Source organism: Pirellulales bacterium (genome assembly GCA_036499395.1).
In the GTDB taxonomy this organism is placed as follows: Bacteria; Planctomycetota; Planctomycetia; order Pirellulales; family JACPPG01; genus JACPPG01.
In genome coordinates this window covers 35641-52735 of the sequence record DASYDW010000001.1, presented here as the reverse complement: position 1 = coordinate 52735, position 17095 = coordinate 35641, and the positions used below count along the sequence as shown (strand labels likewise).

The window sequence follows — 17095 nt, the reverse complement described above, 5'->3', positions numbered from 1 at the left end:
GTTTTCGGCCGTCGATCCGTTTTCCCCTTCACTTGCATGAGCGAACTTCCGGCTATCGAGCGGTTTGTGGCCAGCACAGGCCAGCGCATTTACCGCATTCCTTGCGAAGCCTTTCCCAATTTTATCGCCTACGTTTATTTGTTGTTCGATTCCGGTCCGCTAACGCTGATCGATACCGGAAGCGGCTACGGCAATTGCAACGCCCAGGTGCTGAAGGGGCTCGAGGCGGTGCGCACCGACTTCGGCGAGCCCGTACAAGTCAGCGACATTCGCCGCATCCTACTGACTCACGGGCATATCGACCATTTCGGCGGTGTGTCGCACCTGCTGGAGCTGACCGGCGCCGAGTTGGGAATTCACGTCCTGGATCGTTGGGTGCTGACGGCGTACGAAGAGCGCGTAATCGTCGCCACTCGGGCGCTGAAGACGTATCTGCAGCGGGCTGGTGTGGACGCCGCGCTCGAAACCATGCTGATGGAGATGTACGGATTCTCGAAGAAGCACGTTCGCAGTGTGCCCGTCGATATCACGCTGGCGGATAACCAGGAATTCGACGGGATGCGGTTCATCCACACGCCGGGGCACTGCCCAGGCCAGGTATGCATCGCGATTGGCGACGTGCTGATCAGCGCCGACCACATCCTTAGCCACATCACCCCGCATCAGGCCCCGGAGAGCATCACCGCCTATACGGGCTTGGGGCATTATCTGGAAGCCCTGGAGAAAGTCCGTCGGATACCCGGCTTCGAACTCGCCCTGGGGGGGCACGAGATACCGATCAACGACGTCTACACGCGAATCGAAGAAATCCGCACCAGCCACGAGCGCAAGCTGGATCGTGTCATCACCACGATCTCCGAGGCGCCGCAGCCTGTGACGATCAGCGACATCACGCAATCGATGTACCCGCGGGTGATCGGCTTCAACACACTCTTGGCGCTCGAGGAAGTGGGTGCGCACGTCGAATACTTGTATCAGCACGGGCAGTTACACGTGACGAACCTGGACGAAGTGCAAACCCACGTCAGCCCGGCATTGCGTTACCGCGTTGCGTGAAGATGCGGTGCGTATATTTCGAGGCGGTCGTCCTCGGCCAATTTTCTACGTGCCTCGGTCACTCCGTGGTTAATCCTCCCGAGCATTAAGGCAGACGATGACCTGGCAAGGCCTCGACGGTCACGACGATGTGGTCGGCAAGTTTCGCGCGATGCTCGCGCGCGGGCGCCTTGCACATACATTTTTATTTGTCGGACCGGCCGGCGTCGGCAAACGCAGCTTCGCCCTTCGATTGGCGGCCACACTGTTATGTCCAAACCGCCCGGTCGAGATGCTCGATCCTTGCGGGCAGTGCGGCAGTTGCTTGCAAGTCGCGGCTGGCACGCATCCTGATTTGCTCGAAGTGCGCAAGCCCGCGGACAAGAGCTTCATTCCGCTCGAGCTGTTCATTGGCCCCAAAGAGAAGCGAATGCAGCAGGGGTTGTGTCACGACATATCGCTGAAGCCGTACATGGGCGGCCGTCGCGTGGCGATCATCGATGACGCCGACCATTTGAACGAAGAGGGGGCCAACAGCCTGTTAAAGACATTGGAAGAGCCGCCGGCCCGCTCGGTACTGATTTTGATCGGGACGAGTCTGGATCGGCAGTTGCCTACGATTCGTTCGCGCGCTCAAACGATGAGATTTCGCCCGCTGCCTGTCGAGGTCGTGGCCCAACAGCTCATAGCGCGCGGTATTGCAAACGACGAGGCGACCGCCGAGCAGCTCGCCCGCTACAGCGGCGGCAGCGTGACACAGGCGGCTGAGCTGGCGGACCCTGAACTTTGGCAATTTCGCGATATTTTGTTTGCCCAACTGTGTGAGGGAGCGTTCGACAGCGTGGCATTCGCCAAGACCTTGGTGACGTTCGTTGACGCAGCCGGCAAGGAAGCATCCGCGCGCCGTGCGCGGATGCGGCTGGTGATTGGTTTTGCCGTCGAGTTCTATCGCGAGTTGTTGCGGACAATGTCCGGGGCGCGTCTGGCGGACGACCAGGTCCGCGATGAGGTGACTCGTGCTGCGGCCAGCGGCCGGTTCGCACAGGTCGACGTGGGGGCGCTCGTCGATCGTTCGATCGAGACGCTAGGGCATGTCGACCGCAACGCCAACCAGTCGGCACTGTTGGAATGCTGGCTGGATGACCTGGTGCAACTGGCGCAGACACGCGCCATCTCGGTTGCCTAACGCTCGATTCGAATTCGCTGAGCCGCTTCGGCTGCAGGAACGAGTGCTCTCGGGACTATTATTCTCTTCTCGATCCCTGCAGGGTCAGCACTAAGTTGCGGGCCGTCGCGTGATCGCGGTGCTCGCACAAATAAATTCCTTGCCATGTCCCCAGGCAAAGTTTTCCTGTGCCCACCGGGATGCTGACCGAACTGCCCAGGAGAGCCGCCTTGATGTGGGCCGGCATATCGTCGGGACCCTCGGCGGTATGCTCGTAGGGGAAGTGCTCCGGGGCGAGCGTATCGAAAACGCGCTCCATGTCCGACGGCACATCGGGATCGGCATTCTCGTTGATTGTCAGCGAGGCCGAAGTGTGCTGGATGAAGACGTGTAACAGTCCGACGTCGATCTCGGACAACTCAGGCAGCGCGGCGAGAATGGCACGCGTGATGAGATGAAAGCCGCGGCCCTGTGGCGGCAAGCTTATCATTCGTTGTACCCAGTTCATCGTTGCATCCTTTCGGTGCGAATGCGTTGTGCTGCGCCTTACCACATCCACATCGAGAAGTTGGCGACAGCAGCCTGTTCAAAGCAATCTTCAATATTGAATAAACCTATCCACAGCGCGAATCGCAGCCGCGGAGAACTCGTTTTCGCGGTAATTTGCGATTAAAAACTGCGATTATCAATCGACATCGCTCGATACGTTTGCATCCTAACCAGTTAATCTTTTCCTGTTATCCGCATGCGCCTGGTATTATTTTTTTTCGCGCGCTTGACTCGCGCGCACGGGCCACGAATAATGACGTGCTTTAGTACTGTTTGCACGCCTGCACCCGGTACGTGGGAGTTTGTTGTACGACTTCCGAAGTTGCCCCGGCGAAAAAGAGCCGGCCTAGCGACTGACGACTACCATGGGTGCCCCCAGCCTTGATTTGCCGGTCTCGTTCATTGATGCGTGCTAAGCCACGCGAAACTTAACGAACGCCAGTCCGGCATCCCGCCCGAGTGTTTTTCACAGCGATTGTGGTTTGCGATATTCTTTTTCTTTGACGTTGATTGTCGGAAGGTAGGTTTGAGAGCGATGCGGAATGTATTCGAAGCGATCATGGAGTTCGGCCACGACGAGGACTTCGCCCCGGTTGAGACGAATGAGTTCGTGCCGACCGAGGCGCCGGCCGGTTCGACCGAGAAGCTAGACATACTCGCACGTCGGATTGCGATGGGCTTGCCGTTGTGGCACCCCGAAGATCGTCCGGACTATTCCGGTCTGACCGGTGCGGTACGTCCACGCGAGTAATTTCCTCGCGAATTGCTTGAGGAACGCCAACGCCACTGGTGCGCACCCAAGCCATTCATGACGACGACTTAAGAAACGGCCCAGCCTGCGCTACTTCGAAGCGCTTGCCTGGGCCGTCTGCGTTTTGTCGAAGGCGGCTTTCTCTTCCGCGGCCTTGGCGGCGGCACTCGCGGCTGCCGCGGCAGCGTCAGCTGCCACTTTGGCGGCGGCCATTTTTTCGGCCAACGACTTATCGGCGGCAGCCTTGTCGGCCGTCACCTTTTCCAGCTCGGCTTGCACAGCTTTCAGTCGATCTGCCACCGCCGTGGCCGCGGCAACCTTCTCGTCGGCTGCCTTTTGTGCGTTAGCCAACTCGGCGTTTGCGCTTTCGGCGGCAGCCTTTGTGGCCGCGGCCCGAGCCGCCTCGGCGTCTGCCGCCATCGCCAGTGTAGGCGGATTGCTGGCGAGCCGATTCACCAGTGCCCCATCGGCCGCGTTCCACAGGCGAATTTCACCTGTCCAGTCTCCGGCCGCAATGCGGCCGCCGTCGTGAGTGAAGACCGCACGCAGGGCGATGTCGCCAAAGGCCTCTAGCGCGCGCTGCTGAGCGCCGTTTTGATCCCAGATCTTGGTCGTCTTGTCGCGGCCGCACGAGACCAGTCGGCCATCCATGGCAAAGTTCACGGATAGGCTACCGCCCGGGTGCGCGTTCCAGTTCTTGACCTGCTGTCCTTGCTCCATCTCCCACAACTTCAGCGTGCCATCCTCGCTGGTGCTGGCCAAAATATTGCCGTCGATCCGCCAACTGACTCCGCTGATCGCGGCCGTGTGCCCCTTCAGGTTTTGATACTCGCGCGCCGTGTCGGCCTCCCACACGAACATGCCGCCGTTGCGGTCGGCCGTGGTCAGCAGCACGCCGTCTGGGCTGTACTCGATGGCCGTGATCCATTCGGTATGCTTGCGAATTTCGTGCAGCTGGGCGCCGTCGGCCACGTTGAAAATCTTTACCACCCGGCGCGGACCGCCGAGGGCGACTTGCGTGTGGTCGTCATTGATGTCGGCGGCCAATACAGTGTCCAACTCGTCACCGATCTCGGTGATACGTTGGCCCGATTTCACGTCGAACAGCACGACCCGGCCTGACTGCCCGTCGCGGCCGCCTCCGGCCAAGAGCACCGTGCCCGAGCGGCTGAAGCGGAGCACCTGCGGCATCCCCTCCGGGAAGGGGAGCACGCCCAGTAGTTGGGCCGTGTCCGTGTTGTACAGCACGATTTGCTTTTGCCCCGCGACGGCAATCAGCGGAGCCCAGGGACTTGAGGCCAGCGCCGTCACGGCTGACGGGCGGGCGGTATAAATCGACGGCTGCTTGGACAAGCCCTCGGGCATCGGCGGCGGCCCCTCGGGCTTGCCGGCGCCGGCGGTTGCCTTCATTTCGATCTTGGGCTTCGCTTTCACCTTGGCGGTCGAGCCGGCCTTTTCGAGTGCGCCCAGCGTGATCCATTGCTTCAACGTGGCGAGCGTTGCCTCGGGCAGTTTGTCCTGCTTTGGTGGCATCTCGGGCGTTTCTTCGTGCGCGACGAGCTTCCACAATCGAGAGCTATCGGCGTCCCCCGGCTCAATCACGGCGCCGCTGGCCCCGCCGCGCATCATGGCGGCGTAATTGTCCAGCCGAAGGTCGCTCTTGGCCGTATCGGGACCGTGGCACGTAAAGCAGTGCTGACGAAAAATCGCTTGCACATGCTCTTCGTAGGTGACCTTGGCCTGTGCCTTGTCGTCCGGCTTGGCCTCTTCGGCGAAAGCGGAGTGCGGCGTCAGCGAAAGGACAACGGCCATCGCGATAGCGAGGATGAACCAATGTGCAGAATGCCTGGAAATCAGCGACATGATCGAGAACGCTCGATGTTTAATGGTTGAACAAGAATTCCCGCGAGTTGAGCACCGCCCAGAAGACGTCTTCCAGCCCCTTTTGCGGGGCAGGCTCAGCTGCCGTGATGGCCAACAGCTTTTGCGTTTCGTCAGGGGTTGGTTTGCGCGAAAGGGCGCGGACGTAAATCGTCTCGATGATCTGCTCGGGGGTCCGGCCGGCTTCGAGCATGCGCTTGATCGCGCCGCCGTCGCGGACCTTGGTTTCGACCGTATCGCCGTTAAGCAAATGCAGTGACTGTGACAGCGTGGGATCGGTTTTTACTTCGCAGATGCCGACTGTGGCCCGATTCGAGCGGCCAAAGGTCGTCAGGAAGTATGTCGAGCCGTTGCCGTCGGCGATCTGTACGGCTTTCGCTCCCAACGGAAGTCCGCCGAACTTATCCTTGGTTTCGGTGACCTCGCTGACACAATCCAGCAAGTTTTCTGCGCGAATGCGACGGATGCGAGCATGGGCGAAATTCAATTCGTCCGCCTCGTTGCTGGCATTCTTTTGGCTGGAACGCTGGTAGGTTTGCGAGTTGCAGATATCGCGTACCAGTTGCTTGAAGTCGTAGTTGTACTGCGTGAAGCGATCCCCGAGCGCCTGGAACAATTCCGGATTGCTGGCTGGGTTGCTGACGCGAACATCATCGATCGGCTCGACAATGCCCACGCCGAAGAAGTGCGCCCACACGCGATTGGCGACGCTGGTGGCGAAGTACGGATTTTCGGGCGAGGCCAGCCACTTGGCCAAAACAACGCGGCGATCCTGGCCGGCCGTGTCTGGCGCGGCGCCGCCCAGGAATTTCGGCGGCATGACGCGCCCGCCCACCGGATGCGTCACTTCGCCGCCGCCGGTGTTGAAGATGATCGTCTCGCGGTAGTCCTCGCCGGTCTTTCGTCCAATTTGCGAGAAAAACGCGGCGAAGCTGTAGTAGTCGTTCATCGTCCAGCGATCGAACGGATGGTTGTGGCATTGGGCACATTGCGTGCGAATGCCCATGAAGACCTGGGCCACGTTCTCGGCCGTCTTCAGCGTATCGCGTTCGATTTGGTAATAGTTCGTAGCGGCGTTCGTGAATGTGCCGCCGTTGGCACCGAGCAACTCTTGCACCATCAGGTTCAAGGGCATGTTGCTCGAGATGCGCTCGGTGAGCCAGTTCGAATACAGGAACATCGACTTATAGCTGACGTCGATCGTGCTTTTGACCATCAGCAGCTCGGCCCATTTCATGCCCCAGATTTCAGAGAATTCTTTGCGCTGCAGTAATCGATCAACGAGTTTGGCTCGCTTTTGCGGATCGCCGTCACCGAGAAACTCGATGTACTCCGCCTCGGTCGGCAGTATGCCGGCGATATCGACCGTGGCCCGACGCAAAAATACTTCGTCACTGCACAATTCGCTGGGGAGCATCCGCAGCTTTTGCAGCTTCGCGTTGACCAACTCGTCGATGTAATTTGCCGGTTGAGTGGCCGGCGGGGTGTATTGCAAATCCTTCGGTAGGACCAGCACCTGGCTGCCGACAGTGTGCGTCTCGAAGCGGGCCATGACGAACGCTTCGCCACGTTTGGCGGCCGTGACCAGGCCGTCGGCATTGATCGGGGCGGAATTGTCGTTATTCGTAAGGAACACGGCCAGATTCGTGACGTCGCGATCGGTACCGTCGGAATACTTGGCCCGGGCGATGAACTGCTGCGTGGCCCCTTCGCCTTCGAGTACGACTTGTCGGGGGTAAACTTCCACGGCCAACACCTTCGGTACTTCACCAGCATCAAGCGGCGCGCCGGCATCAAGCCAGCGAACGAGCGTCTGCCCATAGGCGCTGTCGAGGTCGAATCGCTTGCCGCCCGTGTGCGGAACCGTGCCGACAGCCTTTTCGATCAGCAGGCTTTCCTGGGGAAGAGCCAAGTTGATACGCCGATAGCTGAATTCGCGAGTCAGCCGAAAATGGTCCCCATCGGGATCGAAGCCGAAAAGCGACAGGCGAAAGCCGTCCTTGCCGCGGGCCGCTCCGTGACAACTCCCCGTATTACAGCCGGATCGCATGAAGACCGGCATCACGTCGAGCTTAAAGCTGATCGCGCGATCGACCGTGGCCTGCTTGACCGTGACGGGAACCTGCAACGACTTGTCAGCACAAACCACTTCGAGCGTTGTTTCGCCGTCGGCCGCGGGGTACACCACCGCGCCATCGAAGCGAACCAGTGCTGGATTTGCCGGCTTGAATTGCGATTGCGCCGTTACGTCGAGCGTGACGCCGTCGGTGCGCGTCGCCACGACGATCATCCGCTGGCTATCGCGGGCTGTGGAAAGCTCGACGTCGGGCGGGAAGACCTCGATCTTAGCGACGGTCGCATCGGCCGATGCAGAGTTTGCACTAAGTGCGATGCACAATGCCGTGCCCACGATCAAGGTGTGTAGAAAGCATCGGTTCACGGTGCGATAGGCGATGTCAGTCACGATCGGTCTCCTGCGGGGCATCCTGCAAACGCTTTCGATTTCGAATCACAATTAGGACTGTGCCGGCGTGCCAGATCAGTTATCCGGCAGGCTTGGCGTCCGTTGCGGTGGCTTCGGCCGGCTTAGCCGCCTCGGCTGCGCCAGTGGCTTGTTGCTTTGCGGCTTCTTTGGCCTTTTGACGATCCAGACGCAATTGCTCTAAGCGGGTCAATCGCTTTTCGGAGGGCTTATCAGCTGCCGGCATCGGCATCGGGGCCGCTGCAGCAACTGCTGGCTCGTTCGCTTTGGGGGGCAACGGTTCGTCAACGCGGAGCTCGCCGCCGCCGATCATGTGCGTGATCGGTTCGCCTTGAGCGACGATCGTTACACGCGAGAGCAACGTCTTGTGTTTGCCGGCCGGCGAATTGCCCGTTGTCTTGACGTGGAACAACAGTTCTTTTGCGTCCTTGTTGATCTCGCCCGGCACCGAGGTAACTTCGTTCGGCAAGCCCAGCAATTCGACCTTTGCGCTGCCGTCGAAGTCCTTGTTCTTCGTGACTGCGATCACGACGTCGGTTTCTTTCCCTTTTTCAACGGCCGCGGCCGTGTAGGCGAGAGCGACGAACGGTTCGGCGATTTCCAGATCGGCCAATTGCGAGGAAACCTGCACGGTCCCGTTGCCGACCTGGGACGACGCGAGGACGGCAATCTTCCAGTTACGCACTTCGGCGCCACTGTTCGCCGTCAGAGGCAGAATGACCTCGTCTTTTCCTTCGGGAATCGCGACCGAGCTGGGCGAGCCGATGCCGGGCGGGTTATAGAGCATCGCGATCGTGATCGGCGTGGTGAAACCTTCCTTGCGCGTCGCTTTGATCTTCAGATCCATCGAGCCGTCGCGGACGATCGGCACCTTGGGCTGGATGATCTCGATCGAGTAAGGGACGGCCTGCGTCAGTGAGACGGCCATTCTTTCTGCGGAATGTGTCCAGACGTTAATGTTGTTCTGGCCACGGACCATCGAGGTCGTTTGCTCGAGATGCCCCTCGATGTTCTGGTTCGGGTCTTCATGCTTGCCAACGACATCAGCCAGGCGACCGGCCAAAGGCGCGTCCGCCGCAGCGGTGAATAGAACGGGCACGATCGTTTGATTGGCCGGCATCGTGTCGGTTTGAATGGTCACGCCCGGCGGTAGATCCTTTACGTCGACGACCAGGTTGCCTCCGAAGTCAGCACGCGAGGCACTTACCAACGCGGCCGTCCGGTTGCCCTGCGGCACGTCGATCGTGATGTCGACAAACTGCGAGCGCTCGGGCAGGCCCATCACCAGCCGTGGCTTGACCGGAGTGATCTCGACACGATAGGCATAGTCGACGCCCCCCTTCTTCAGGTGATCCTGGACGTAAAGCACGTACTCGTCGTCCTCGGGGACGGCCAGGCGAAGGTAACTGTCGGGTCCGCCACTGTCGTCGTTGCCGGCCACGCCCGCCCCGCCAATGCGATTGATGTTCAGCACCGGATCAAGTGGCGAGCGAATGCCACGTGCCAAGACGCGCACGTCGAACTGCTGTCCCTTTTTGGCCGTGAACTTAAAGCAATCAACGTCGCCGGGCTGCGAGATCACGCCCGCCAAGGCCATGGGAGCTTCGCAGACGGTGGCCGTCGCAGGGTCGTTGTTCGGCTCGGCTTCGAGCTTGTTTGTCAGATCGCCGAGACGGAACACATTCGGCGACGGGGAGATGCCTTGTTCATCCTGGGCAAAGAAGCCGAACTTTTGAGTGGGTCCCGCGGGCAAAATCAGTTGTTGCGTCCGTTCGCCCGCCACGTCACCCAGATAGCGGACGTCGACGGTTTCACCGTATTTGCCCCCGGCGGGAATCGTCGCTCGAGGGCGCGGGAACCGACCCACGTGCAACCGATACATGCACGAGCCGTTGCCGCCGTAGGCCGTTTCGCGAACCTGAATGATGTATGCACCATCTTCGGGTGCGACTACGGCCGCGACGCCATCTTGCCAGACCAGGGCAGCGTCGTCGGAATTTGCCAACTCGAAGCGCTGCTTGTCGATGATCGCGACATAGGGATCGAAGAACGTGTAACCGAGGCGGATGCCCTCGATTTCGGCCGTAATACGTTCGCCCTTTTTCGCTTCGACTACGAAATAGTCGACGTCCTCGTTTTCAACGACTCCATTAACTGTGGTGCCAAGTTCAATCTTCTGCGGCTGGGCGAAGTCACTGTTCGGCTCGGCTTCCTTCGCCTCGGGCAGGGCGCCGACGTAAAAAGTTCGTAATTCGCTTGTGCCACTGGCCGTGCGAACGCGCATAGCATGCTGCCCTATCCGGCAATCTGGAGCTATCGCGAGCTTCACCTTCACGGCGTTGTCCACGGCCTCCAGGCTCTTTACCTCGATACCGGGCGAGTAGAAGAGAATCTCTTGAGCGTCAGCCAGGCGGGCACCGTTGAAACTGACTTCTGTTTCAACACCGCGCTGGGCGCCGACGGGCGTGATTGATCCGACGCTGGGGCTGGCGCCCTTCGCCATTGAGCCCAGGATTGTTGTGCCGATTAAGATCATCGCGCCGCATTTCGCGAGTGATCGCACCAGAGTCATGCTACTGCGCATGTTTTGCACCTTCTGACGAGTATGAGCGAGACCGGTCCCGATCAGGCATGGACTTCCGCAGCGCCTGCCTTCAGCACTGCAGAACCGCCTGCGTGAATCGCCTGTGAACTAAGCCAGCAGTTCCTTGCGCACCTGGCCGCCGTCGACGATTTCGATCGGACGATTTCCGGGGGCCATGAGCTCTTTGTCGGCCACGATTCCCAACTGATGATAGATCGTGGTCGCCAAATCTGGCGGCTCGATCGGGTCGTCCTCGGGCTCGCTGGCCACGGCATTCGAAGAACCGTAGATCGTTCCCCGTTTAACGCCACCGCCTGCGAGCACAACGCTGAACACCTTGGGCCAGTGGTCGCGTCCGGCGTTGGCATTGATTTTCGGCGTGCGGCCGAATTCGGTCGAAACCATGATCAAGGTGTCGTCCAGCTTCCCCATCCGGTCGAGGTCGCGGACAAGCGTCGAGAAGCCCTGATCGAAGCCTGGCAAGGCACCTCGCATGCCGGCGGCAATGCCGTTGTGCATGTCCCAGCCGGAATAGGTCAACGCGACGAACCGCACGCCGGCCGTGACCAGACGGCGGGCCATCAACATCCGTTGGCCCGCCTCGTGGCGGCCATATTCGTCGCGGATGGCATCCGGTTCGGCATCGATGTTGAACGCCTCGCGGGCTTCTTTGGAACTAATCAAGCTGTAGGCCCGATCGTAGAACGTGTCCATGGCCGTGATGGCGTCGGACTTCTCCTTCGCATGGAAGTAGTCGTTCACGGCGGCCAACGCCGACTTGCGACGATCGAAGCGAATCTCGTCAACGCCGCCGGCCATGTTCAGATCGCGAACCTGAAAGCCCTTCACGGCGGGATCGGATCCTAATCCGAAGGGAGCATACGACGAACTCAGATAGCCGGTCCCCGCGAATTCGTTGAGCTGATTGGGAATGCAGACGTAAGGAGGTAGGTTATTGCGAGGACCGTATTCGTGGCTGACCACGCTGCCCATGCTGGGGAAGACCAGCGCCGGCGAGGGCTTGTAGCCGGTGAACATGTTGTGCGTGCCACGCTCGTGGGCGGCTTCGCCGTGGGTCATCGAGCGGATGACGGTGATCTTGTCGGCGATCTCGGCCGTCTTCGGCAGCGATTCCGAAAAATGATGCCCGGGGATTTTCGTCGCGACTGAGCTTAGTTCGCCGCGGTATTCGATCGGTGCATAGGGCTTCGGATCGAACGATTCCTGATGCGCCATTCCGCCGGGCAAGAAGATGTGAATCACGCTCTGGGCTTTCGCCGAGATGTGCTCGTAGTTCTTCTGCTCGGCTTGAGCTTGTCGGACGCGGAGCAGTCCGGGCAAGGACAAGCCCATTCCGGCAGCGCCGACGGCAAGGAATCCACGACGACCAGTGCGAAGTCTAAACATCGAGTGATCTCCTAGAAAATCCGTGGTCCCAGGACGGCCAGCAAGGTCGCATCCGATCGACCTCTCTCTGAACCGCAGGGCGATTCGCTCGTTTTTTGACTCAATCAGGTGTGACAAGCCTGAGACCGGTCGCAGGTGTGCAAAAGGCGAGCCGGGCATCCAGGCGGTGGGCTGCGGGGGCGTGCCAGCAATGGGCATTTCCCCGCAAAAAGCGTAGCAGAGCGATCGTCCAGTTGTCAACGATTTGGGCCAAAATATGAAAATATGTAGATTTGATGATGCGTTCATGAGGTGATTATTTGGAAACGCGAGTAACGCCCCCAAACAAAAACTCGCATGGAGAGAAAGCGCGAGAGCCAGAATCCGCCTGAGCTAGATAGTCGAGCGGTGAGCGACCGGACAGCTCTGTACGCAGGGGAGTGCGCGTAAAATAAAAAAAGCCGGGCCGCAGAAAACTGCGGCCCGGCTTTAGTTTAAAAGGCGCTGCCTGTATTCACACAGGTGAAGGATCACATCAGGTTTAAGCGGAATTCGCCGGCATTTCGGCAGAATGCGGCAAATCGTGCGGACCTAAAGTGAGCTTTAACAACTCGCGCCTTCGATTTTCTCGTCGCTTGCTTTTAACGCAGCATTCGCCGCCGTCTCTAGTTCCTCGCGGAGAACCAACATATCGGCGGGGGCCTCGATGCCAAGGCGGACTTTATCTCGGCTGACTCGCACGACCGTGACGACGATCGAGTCTCCAAGTTTTATGCGTTCATTTTCGCGGCGCGACAGGACGAGCATGGCGACAACCTCCGTGTCGGTGATGATGGTGTACGTATGTATAATAACCGGCGTGGCATGTCAATGCCGCCGATCGTGACGCGCCGTCGATTTTCAAGGAATCGAATGGCGCGGATGTCGCTTACAGCCAGGGGCCTCCTCGCCTCAGGGCTTTCGGCAAACAGACGCACGCAACTGCCTAAGCGGCCGAAAGTTCGAGGCGGTGAGCCTCTTCAAGTTCGGCCTTCAAAAATCGCTCGCCCGTGGAGTCGTAGAACAGCACGGTATTGCGGTCGCTAACCCAAATTGCGGAGTACTTCGTCGCCCGGGGACCATGCAGGCAGTAGTAACGGCCGCATGGCAAACCCGACTTCGTCAGTACCAGCTCTGTCATCACATAGGCGTCTGCTTCAAGTTGTTCGTGATCGCAAATGGTTTGGCTGACAAATCTTCGTAAGTCGTCTAACGTGTCGATCCGCGGTGCGGTACACGCCATGATTGGTTATGTGCTCCTAGCTCGGCGTTGGCCATCTGGACAAAACGGGATGGACGACGCGGTCTGGTAGGTTGGCAGACTTGGTGACAGATATTGCTATCGGCAAAATAGGGTGTTCATTCTTTGGGAGTTATGCGCGATTTGGACAGAATGTGACCACTTTATCGAATCCTATAGGTGCCGCGGCGCAAAAGAGCACGTGCCAGCTTCCCCTCATCAAGAACACATAAGGATTGCGGGCACAGCGAAATGCGGTGCATGGGCACGCATTTCGTAACACGGCGCGTGCATACGAGCATGCGGTGGCACGGAAATGCGTGACGGTTGACGTTCGCCGTTATTGGTTACGGCCGCGCCTCTTGCGAATAGGCTTCAAAGGCCTTGGCGACACCACCATCGCTCTCGTTGCCGCGATGGAACAGGAAGCGATAACGCAGGGTGATCGATTCCCCTTGCGGCAGCGTGAATTCTCCCTCTTTCTCATCCTTCGAGCCGTGAAAATCGTGCAGGCCGAAGGGGTTTGCCGCGAACAGGCCGTAGTCGCGTACGTGCCAGTACGTGGGGAAACGGAAGCTGCTGGGATGATTCAAGATCGCGATGCCGACCGGATCGCCGTCGATGACACCGTGATAGTCGACCCACGGCGCTTGTTTACCCCAGGTCTTGGCGTCCTTGATGCCTTCACTATTGACGATTTCGCCGCGCGTACCGAGTTGCCGGGCGTCGAGTGCCGTCGGAACCCGCAACCCCATCGTCCCTTCTTTGGTATCGCCAAAGCGAACAGGGCCCTCGCTGGCCTTGAGCGTAATGTCGAAATCGATCACGCGACGATCGGCGTCACCGCTGAGGGTAACCGTGCGGATGTCCTCGAGTTGTTTCTTGCCGTCATAGCTGACCCAGTCGTTCGAGGTACTTATCGTGGCCTTGCCATCCGCGGCCTCGCACTTCAAGAAATCTCGATGGATCTGCTTACCGGTGGCGGGCGTTTCGCTCCAGAAGTCGATACCATTAACGCTGCCATGCGTGAACCACAGCGAGCGATGATGCGGATGGTCACGCTTCTCGGTTTGCACCATTTTCATAGGGTAGTTGCGAGTCATTTCGTGTCCACCGGGACCGATGATCGGCCACAGAATTGGCTTTGGACCGTTATGGATCAGGTAATCGGTGAATGGCTTGCCGTCGAGCGTGACATGTACGCCCCCGTCGAACTTCTCGACCGCGATGTCACCGGCAAATGCTGACGCAACTAGCGATGTCGTTGCGATCAGCAGGGTGGCTATTACGAAAAGCGGACGGCAAAGAGGCATCGCGAGACTCCTCGGAAAATCAGGGCAGGGCGGGGCATGATACGGCAGGCCAGCGCACGCCGGGCGTCAGCCAGAGGGCGCCCGCGCATCGTAACTTGCGCCACACGGCGATGCCAGAGCCCAGGATGCCCCCGCCGTGGAGTGACGGGCGGGCGGGGCGGGAACCCCGAATTGCGAGAATACACCCTCAGGCGGCCGGGCCGAAATGCTTTAGTTCCCGGCCAGCCAGGGCCAGGCCTGTGCCGGGCGACGGTGCTCCGGCTGATGCGCACCGACAGGCACGCTACTTCCTCGTCGATTTTCCCTTGGCCTGCTTCGAGTCGGCCGGGGCCTCTTTCAGGCGTTCGTTGTATTCGGCCAGCGTTACCTGACGGAAAAGCTTCATTTGCCGCTGCGCTTCATCGACCATCTGCCGGTCGCGTTCGATCATGGTGTACTGGAAGCGATGCTCGGCCCGAATAATCAGCTTGGGCTGCGGTCCCTTGGGGGAAATCGTCATGTAGATGTCCGTCGGCAGCAGCTTTCGCTGCTCCAACTGCTCACTGACGGCCATCCGGCCAAACGGTGGCAGCGTCTGCGGGTTGATCATGACGTTTAATTGGCTGTGCCAGTGCGAGAAATCGCCGTACTGTCGTGCGACTTCGTCCGACTTTGCGGCGATGGTCTTCAATCGATAGATCATCCACGAGCTGGTGAACTCCAGCTCCCCCTCGTCGGTTTCCTTTTCGGTGAACGTGGGATTCGAGAGGAAGTTCAACAACGGATTCGGGCTGGCCGCCGCTTCGATCCGGACTTTGCGGATGAAATCCTGCACGTCGTTGAGCTTCACTTCGGTGGTGATCTTACGTTCTGGGTCGAGGACTACGAACCGCTCGCGTGGAGCGTCGAAGATCGTCACCTCGGGATCGCGATTTTCCTGCGGATCCTTGAGGAAGTCGTACGTCACTCCCTTGTAGAATAGCGTGGTCGTTTCGATCAGCGGCTTGGTTTCGCCGACTTTGTAGACCCGGCTGTCGACATGGAAGTCTTCGGCCTGTGCGATTCCGGCGGTCAGAACAACGGCCAGCATGGCCCACGTCGTAAATCCAATCAGGCGTCGCATGGTCAGGCCTCGCCGCTAGTGTACGCTTGCCCATTTTTCCCGGGTGGGGAGAATAATCGACCCTCGGACGGCTGTAAATTCCAGTTTCCGAGACAGCATGGGCGGTTCAGCGTCGGCAGTTGCCGGTTAAGCTAGTGTTCCAACAAGCTCTAGGCAGCGGATGGTACGTCCTGTCTTCGGTCCGTGGGTCAGGCGTCGCTCCGGTATGCTAGCGGTAATTCCGAAAAACACCGTCCCTAAGCAACGATGGGAATATGCGAACATTCTTAGTAACAGGCGGCGCGGGCTTTGTCGGTTCGCACATTGTCGCGGCATTGCTGGCACGCGGCGATCGGGTGCGCATTCTCGATAATTTCTGTACAGGGCACCGGAAGAATATCCCAAGCGACTCGCGCGTCGAGTTGCACGAAGGAGACCTGACCGATCCGGCGGCCGTGGCTCGGGCGGTCGCCGGAGTAGAGTGCATCTTTCACGAGGCTGCGCTGGCCAGCGTCCCGCGCAGTCTCGAAACCCCACTCGATACCAATGCCGCGTGCGTGACGGGAACCGTAGTCCTGTTGGACGCCGCGCGCAAGGCGGGGGTTCGCCGCGTGGTTTATGCCGGCAGCAGTAGCGCCTACGGGGACAAGCTGGCCAGTTCGAAACGCGAAAGCGACCTGCCCGGGCCATTGTCCCCCTACGCAGCCGCCAAGCTATCCGCCGAATTCTATTGCCAGGCGTTCGCGCACAGTTTCGGAATCGAAACCGTGACCCTGCGGTATTTCAATGTCTTTGGTCCGCGGCAGGATCCCAATAGCCCTTACTCGGCGGTGATCCCACTCTTTGTTACATCGATGCTGGCAGGCCGCAGCCCCGTGGTTTACGGCGACGGCGGGCAATCTCGCGATTTCACCTTTGTTGGCAACGTTGTACACGGCAACCTACTGGCCGCCGACGCAAAGGGGGTCAGCGGGCGAGTGTTTAACGTGGCCAACGGCCGCTCGACGAACCTGCTGAAGTTGATCGAGCTTTTGAACGAGTACCTGGGCACGGACGTGGAGCCCGTTTTCAAGCCGCCGCGCACGGGCGACGTGCGTGAAAGCCTGGCCGATATCAGCGAGGCCCGTCGAGCACTCGGCTACGAGCCGCAGGTCGAGTTCGAGGAAGGTCTGCGGCGCACGATCGCCTATTATCGCGACGCTGCCGTACTGAAATAGCTAAGTGGGAACGACCGCCCGCCCGCGACTCCACGGCGGGGAGGAGTTTGTCCTATTCAACTGCCTTCGTTGCCTTCTTGGGAGCCTTCTTGACGACGGCCTTCTTCGCGGCTGGCTTCTTGGGTGCGACTCCCGCGGCTTTGCGCTCTGCGGCACGCTCGATGCCGATTTCATTCCGGCGCCGCCGGCGCCGCCGCTCACGAGCTGCAATTCCTCCCCGATTCGCTCCCATCGTCGACCTCGCTCAGGTTAAAGACTGTACCGTGCCCGCCTCGAATCGTGCTTATCTTAGCCGATGATCGGCGGGGCGAAATCCCCTCTGCCCTGACATCTTTGCGGCGTCGCCGCGAGTGGCGATCTTCCGACAGGCAA

At 59.6% G+C, this 17095-nt stretch carries 14 protein-coding genes; 4 read left to right on the top strand and 10 right to left on the bottom strand.

Annotated features, from left to right (window positions below; all coding sequences use genetic code 11):
• The first annotated feature begins 36 nt into the window (after positions 1-36).
• Positions 37-1056, top strand: a complete 1020-nt coding sequence (locus VGN12_00215) for an MBL fold metallo-hydrolase (GenBank protein ID HEY4307846.1) — start codon at positions 37-39, stop codon at positions 1054-1056.
• Between the two features lie 97 nt (positions 1057-1153).
• A complete protein-coding gene (locus VGN12_00210; GenBank protein ID HEY4307845.1) occupies positions 1154-2221 on the top strand; it encodes a DNA polymerase III subunit in 1068 nt (355 codons plus the stop codon).
• A gap of 58 nt (positions 2222-2279) precedes the next feature.
• On the opposite strand, the gene VGN12_00205 is transcribed toward VGN12_00210, so the two are convergent.
• Positions 2280-2708, bottom strand: coding sequence for a secondary thiamine-phosphate synthase enzyme YjbQ (locus VGN12_00205; GenBank protein HEY4307844.1), 429 nt, complete (start codon positions 2706-2708; stop codon positions 2280-2282).
• A 576-nt stretch (positions 2709-3284) separates the two neighbouring features.
• Between VGN12_00205 and VGN12_00200 the strand changes: the two genes are divergently transcribed.
• Positions 3285-3500, top strand: coding sequence for a hypothetical protein (locus VGN12_00200; GenBank protein ID HEY4307843.1), 216 nt, complete (start codon positions 3285-3287; stop codon positions 3498-3500).
• Positions 3501-3590: 90 nt separating this feature from the next.
• Here VGN12_00200 and VGN12_00195 read toward each other — a convergent pair whose 3' ends face one another.
• The 8 genes from VGN12_00195 to VGN12_00160 form a co-directional block, all read right to left on the bottom strand.
• Complete coding sequence (locus tag VGN12_00195) at positions 3591-5363, bottom strand: c-type cytochrome domain-containing protein (GenBank protein ID HEY4307842.1); 1773 nt, start codon at positions 5361-5363, stop codon at positions 3591-3593.
• A 19-nt stretch (positions 5364-5382) separates the two neighbouring features.
• The gene (locus VGN12_00190; GenBank protein ID HEY4307841.1) at positions 5383-7845 is read right to left on the bottom strand and encodes a DUF1549 domain-containing protein; all 2463 of its coding nucleotides are present in this window, start codon (positions 7843-7845) and stop codon (positions 5383-5385) included.
• A gap of 79 nt (positions 7846-7924) precedes the next feature.
• The gene (locus VGN12_00185; protein ID HEY4307840.1) at positions 7925-10447 is read right to left on the bottom strand and encodes a PPC domain-containing protein; all 2523 of its coding nucleotides are present in this window, start codon (positions 10445-10447) and stop codon (positions 7925-7927) included.
• Between the two features lie 108 nt (positions 10448-10555).
• Entirely contained in the window at positions 10556-11854 is a 1299-nt protein-coding gene (locus tag VGN12_00180; protein ID HEY4307839.1) for a DUF1501 domain-containing protein, read from the bottom strand.
• 582 nt (positions 11855-12436) lie between these two features.
• Positions 12437-12640, bottom strand: a complete 204-nt coding sequence (locus VGN12_00175) for a carbon storage regulator (GenBank protein HEY4307838.1) — start codon at positions 12638-12640, stop codon at positions 12437-12439.
• Positions 12641-12818: 178 nt separating this feature from the next.
• Positions 12819-13115 (bottom strand): hypothetical protein, encoded by a 297-nt coding sequence (locus tag VGN12_00170; GenBank protein ID HEY4307837.1) that lies wholly within the window; start codon positions 13113-13115, stop codon positions 12819-12821.
• A gap of 344 nt (positions 13116-13459) precedes the next feature.
• Positions 13460-14425, bottom strand: a complete 966-nt coding sequence (locus VGN12_00165; GenBank protein HEY4307836.1) for a PmoA family protein — start codon at positions 14423-14425, stop codon at positions 13460-13462.
• 283 nt (positions 14426-14708) lie between these two features.
• Positions 14709-15527, bottom strand: coding sequence for a hypothetical protein (locus VGN12_00160; protein HEY4307835.1), 819 nt, complete (start codon positions 15525-15527; stop codon positions 14709-14711).
• Positions 15528-15781: 254 nt separating this feature from the next.
• Between VGN12_00160 and VGN12_00155 the strand changes: the two genes are divergently transcribed.
• Complete coding sequence (locus tag VGN12_00155) at positions 15782-16723, top strand: SDR family oxidoreductase (protein HEY4307834.1); 942 nt, start codon at positions 15782-15784, stop codon at positions 16721-16723.
• Between the two features lie 52 nt (positions 16724-16775).
• Here the strand turns inward: VGN12_00155 and VGN12_00150 are convergent, their stop codons facing one another.
• Positions 16776-16955, bottom strand: a complete 180-nt coding sequence (locus VGN12_00150) for a hypothetical protein (GenBank protein HEY4307833.1) — start codon at positions 16953-16955, stop codon at positions 16776-16778.
• Positions 16956-17095: the final 140 nt, after the last annotated feature.

Coding starts and splice junctions, on each gene's coding strand:
- VGN12_00155 (HEY4307834.1), top strand. CDS start 15,782: ATGCGAACATTCTTAGTAACAGGCGGCGCGGGCTTTGTCGGTTCGCAC.
- VGN12_00215 (HEY4307846.1), top strand. CDS start 37: ATGAGCGAACTTCCGGCTATCGAGCGGTTTGTGGCCAGCACAGGCCAG.
- VGN12_00185 (HEY4307840.1), bottom strand. CDS start 10,447: ATGCGCAGTAGCATGACTCTGGTGCGATCACTCGCGAAATGCGGCGCG.
- VGN12_00180 (HEY4307839.1), bottom strand. CDS start 11,854: ATGTTTAGACTTCGCACTGGTCGTCGTGGATTCCTTGCCGTCGGCGCT.
- VGN12_00200 (HEY4307843.1), top strand. CDS start 3,285: ATGCGGAATGTATTCGAAGCGATCATGGAGTTCGGCCACGACGAGGAC.
- VGN12_00160 (HEY4307835.1), bottom strand. CDS start 15,527: ATGCGACGCCTGATTGGATTTACGACGTGGGCCATGCTGGCCGTTGTT.
- VGN12_00195 (HEY4307842.1), bottom strand. CDS start 5,363: ATGTCGCTGATTTCCAGGCATTCTGCACATTGGTTCATCCTCGCTATC.
- VGN12_00175 (HEY4307838.1), bottom strand. CDS start 12,640: ATGCTCGTCCTGTCGCGCCGCGAAAATGAACGCATAAAACTTGGAGAC.
- VGN12_00170 (HEY4307837.1), bottom strand. CDS start 13,115: ATGGCGTGTACCGCACCGCGGATCGACACGTTAGACGACTTACGAAGA.
- VGN12_00165 (HEY4307836.1), bottom strand. CDS start 14,425: ATGCCTCTTTGCCGTCCGCTTTTCGTAATAGCCACCCTGCTGATCGCA.
- VGN12_00210 (HEY4307845.1), top strand. CDS start 1,154: ATGACCTGGCAAGGCCTCGACGGTCACGACGATGTGGTCGGCAAGTTT.
- VGN12_00205 (HEY4307844.1), bottom strand. CDS start 2,708: ATGAACTGGGTACAACGAATGATAAGCTTGCCGCCACAGGGCCGCGGC.
- VGN12_00150 (HEY4307833.1), bottom strand. CDS start 16,955: ATGGGAGCGAATCGGGGAGGAATTGCAGCTCGTGAGCGGCGGCGCCGG.